This window comes from Bradyrhizobium sp. PRIMUS42, assembly GCF_023006515.1.
Taxonomy (GTDB): Bacteria; Pseudomonadota; Alphaproteobacteria; order Rhizobiales; family Xanthobacteraceae; genus Bradyrhizobium.
Window position 1 is genome coordinate 1 of the sequence record NZ_JALBGZ010000599.1, and the last position, 3,866, is coordinate 3,866.

General features: G+C 63.6%; 4 protein-coding genes and 1 pseudogene. All 5 read left to right on the forward strand.

The genetic code is table 11. The annotated features are described in order from the left end of the window. Positions 1–192, forward strand: a pseudogene (locus MOV75_RS30120) (GntR family transcriptional regulator); the annotation flags it as partial. A gap of 70 nt (positions 193–262) precedes the next feature. Continuing rightward, positions 263–1,240: a sialic acid TRAP transporter substrate-binding protein SiaP gene (locus MOV75_RS30125; RefSeq protein WP_246931256.1), complete on the forward strand. Its 978-nt coding sequence runs from the start codon at positions 263–265 to the stop codon at positions 1,238–1,240. A gap of 126 nt (positions 1,241–1,366) precedes the next feature. After that, on the forward strand, positions 1,367–1,945 hold the full coding sequence (locus MOV75_RS30130) for a TRAP transporter small permease (protein ID WP_246931255.1): 579 nt from the start codon (positions 1,367–1,369) through the stop codon (positions 1,943–1,945). A gap of 5 nt (positions 1,946–1,950) precedes the next feature. Further along, a complete protein-coding gene (locus tag MOV75_RS30135) occupies positions 1,951–3,357 on the forward strand; it encodes a TRAP transporter large permease (protein WP_246931254.1) in 1,407 nt (468 codons plus the stop codon). After that, the coding region (locus MOV75_RS30140) for an alcohol dehydrogenase catalytic domain-containing protein (RefSeq protein WP_247007143.1) at positions 3,354–3,866 on the forward strand (513 nt) is incomplete at its 3' end. The genes MOV75_RS30135 and MOV75_RS30140, both read left to right, overlap by 4 nt.

Sequence of the window (3,866 nt, forward strand, 5' to 3'; positions counted from 1 at the left end):
CAAGCCGCGCGCGAGGCGATGCGCGAACATCTGGCGCGCTCGCAGGAGCGCTTCGCGCAGAATTTTGGCGCCGAGACCGTTGGAGGATCGTCGTCGGGACGCAGCCGCACGGCGCGACCCGCGGTAAAGCCGTCGAAACCGAAGCACGCGCCGAAGAAGCGGGTCGCGGGCAGCGGCGCGCGGCGGCGATGAGATTGTACGGCCCGCATCCGTGCCGGGGCGGGTGAACAAGAAGCAGACTTGAACGATGGAGGAAAAGTCGATGTTGAAGAAGATGACGATTGCCGCGGCGGTGTCCGCCGCTACGCTGCTGGCTGCGACAAATGCCAGCATGGCGCAGACCAAGCTCAAATGGGCCCATGTCTACGAGACCTCGGAGCCGTTCCACACCGCCTCGGTCTGGGCCGCGCAGGAGATTGGCAAGCGCACCAACGGGCGCTATGCGATCGACGTCTATCCGGCCTCGCAGCTCGGCAAGGAAGCCGACATCAACCAGGGCCTGTCGCTCGGTTCGGTCGACATCATCATTTCCGGCTCGAGCTTCGCGGCCAAGAGCTTCCCGCCGATCGGCGTGACCTACTATCCCTACACGTTCCGCGATGCCGACCATCTGCTGGCCTACACCAAGAGCGACATCTTCAAGGAGCTCGCCAAGGGCTACGAGGACAAGAGCGGCCACCACATCGTCGCGGTGACCTATTACGGTGTGCGCCAGACCTCGTCGAACAAGCCGATCAAGACCTGCGCCGACATGAAGGGCCTGAAGATGCGCGTGCCCGACGTGCCGGCCTACCTCGCGATGCCGCGCGCCTGCGGCGCCAACACCGCGCCGATCGCGTTCGCCGAAGTCTATCTCGCGCTCCAGAACGGCACCGTCGAGGCGCAGGAGAACCCGCTGACCACGATCGAGGCCAAGAAGTTCTACGAGGTGCAGAAGCACATCGTGCTGACCGGCCACATCGTCGATCACCTCAACACCGTGATCGCCGGCGCGCTGTGGAAGAAGCTCTCTGACGAGGACAAGAAGATCTTCACCGACGTGGCGCAGGAAGCTTCCGCCAAGGCCACGGGCGAGATCAAGCAGAACGAGGCCAAGCTGGTTGCCTTCTTCAAGGACAAGGGCCTGAGCGTCACCGAGGTCGACAAGAACGAGTTCCGCGACACCGTGCTGAAGAACGTCGCGTTCGAGACCTTTGGCTATCGCAAGGCCGACTGGGAAAAGATCCAGGCGGTGAAATAGCATTGGCTGTCATTCCGGGGCTCGCGAAGCGAGAACCCGGAATCTCGAGGTTCCGGGTTCGACGCTGACGCGTCGCCCCGGAATGACGTGAGTCAATCACGTGCTGCGAGTTTAAGGAGCAACCCCATGTCCACCGTCGAAGTGCACCGGCAGATCACCGCGGACGAAATCGCCCATACCTTCGAGGAAGAGGCGACGCCGAAGGTCGATCTCGGCGTCTATGCGTTCGAGGATTGGGTCGCGCTCGCGATCTTCTGGGTGATGGCGCTCGCCGTCTTCCTGCAGTTCTTCACCCGCTACGTGCTCAACGACAGCTACGCCTGGACCGAGGAGATCGCGACCTATTGCCTGATCGGCGTGGTCTTCATCGGCTCCTCGATGTGCGTGCGGCTGTCGCGGCACATCCAGGTCGACCTCGTCTATCGCTACCTGCCGCACCTCGTGGCGCGGGCGCTGTCGACAATGATCGACCTGATCCGCATCGCCTTCTTCGGCTACGCCATCAAGCTGGTCTGGGTCTACATCCAGATCATCGGCGACGAGCAGATGACGACGATCAATCTCCCCAAGGACTACGTCTATTACGCCGTGCTGCTCGGCTTCGTGCTGATGTTCGCACGCTCCGTGCAGGTGGCCATCCAGAACTGGCGGCAGGGCTACTCGGTCCTCGAACGTCCCGGTGCCTACGACGGATCGGAAGGATAAGACCCATGTTGCTGTTGCTCGGAGGCTTCCTCGTCCTGATGCTGCTCGGCGTGCCCGTGGCGATCGCCATGGCCGCGTCGTCGCTGCTCTACATCCTGGTCAGCGGCGTGACGCCCGACGTCACCCTGGCGCAGCGCATGATCGCCGGCGTCGAGAGCTTTCCGCTGCTCGCCGTGCCGTTCTTCATCCTGGCCGGCAATCTCATGAACATCGCCGGCGTCACCGGGCGCATCTACAAATTCGCCGTCGCACTGGTGGGGTGGATGCGCGGCGGTCTCGGCCACGTCAACATCATCGGCTCGGTGATCTTCTCCGGCATGTCCGGCACCGCCATTGCCGACGCCGCAGGTCTCGGCACCATCGAGATCAAGGCGATGAAGGACCACGGCTACTCCACCGAGTTCTCGGTCGGCGTCACCGCAGCCTCGGCGACGCTCGGGCCGATCATCCCGCCGTCACTGCCGTTCGTGATCTACGGCATGATGGCGAACGTCTCGATCGGTGCGCTGTTCCTCGGCGGTGTCATTCCGGGCGTCGTGCTGACGTTGTTCATGATGGCGACGGTCACCTACTTCGCGCACAAGAACAAATGGGGCAGTGACACGCCGTTCTCCTGGCCGCAGCTCGGTTCGGCCGGGCTCGAGATTGCCATCGTGCTCTCGTTCCCGCTCGCGATCTGGCTGATGGTGCTGGCCGGCATGTCGGTCAACATGGCTGTGGTCATCGGCCTCGGCACATTGCTCTTGATCGACTGGTACTTCGACTTCTCCGCGGTGATGGCGCTGATGGCGCCGGTGATCCTGATCGGCGGCATGACGCTCGGCTGGTTCACGCCGACGGAAGCCGCCGTTGCCGCGGTGATCTGGTCGCTGTTCCTCGGCCTCGTGCGCTACCGCACCATGACGTTCAAGACGGTCGCCAAGGCGACCTTCGACACCATCGAGACCACGGCCTCGGTGCTGTTCATCGTCACCGCCGCCTCGATCTTCGCCTGGCTGCTGACGGTGTCGCAGGCGGCCCAGATGCTGTCGGACTGGATGCTCAGCATCACCCACAACAAATGGGTGTTCCTGGCGCTGGCCAACGTGCTGATCCTGTTCGTCGGCTGCTTCATCGACACCACGGCGGCGATCACCATTCTGGTGCCGATCCTGCTGCCGATCGTGCTCAAGCTCGGCATCGATCCGATCCACTTCGGTCTGATCATGACGCTGAACCTGATGATCGGCCTGTTGCATCCGCCGCTCGGGATGGTGCTGTTCGTGCTCGCCCGCGTGGCAAAACTCTCGGTCGAGCGCACGACGGTGGCGATCCTGCCCTGGCTGGTGCCGCTGATGCTCGCGCTGATCGCGATCACCTACATTCCCGAACTCACCCTCTGGCTGCCGAAATACATGGGACTCTCCAAATGACCTCTATCGCTCTCGCCGCAACCCTGTTCGGTCCCGAAGATCTGCGCATGGTCGAGCATCCGCTCGACAAGCTCGCCGACGGCATGGTGCGCATCCGCTTCGGTGCCGGCGGCATCTGCGGTTCGGACATGCACTATTTCCGTCACGCCCGGACCGGCGATTTCGTGGTGAAGTCGCCACTGGTGCTCGGCCACGAGATCTCCGGCGAGGTCGTCGAGATTGCAGGGGCCGCCGCCAACCTGAAGGTCGGCGACCGCGTCGCCGTCAACCCGTCGCGCTGGTGCGGCCATTGCGTCGCCTGCCGCGAGGGCCGGCCGAACCTGTGCGAGAACATCTATTTCATGGGCTCGGCCTCGAAGACGCCGCACATGCAGGGCGGCTTCGCCAATTACTTCGACGCGATCCCGGCGCAGTGCGTGAAGATCCCGGATCACGTCTCCTATCAGGCCGCGGCGCTCGCCGAGCCGCTCGCCGTCTGCCTGCACGCGGTCGCGCGCGCCGGCAATATC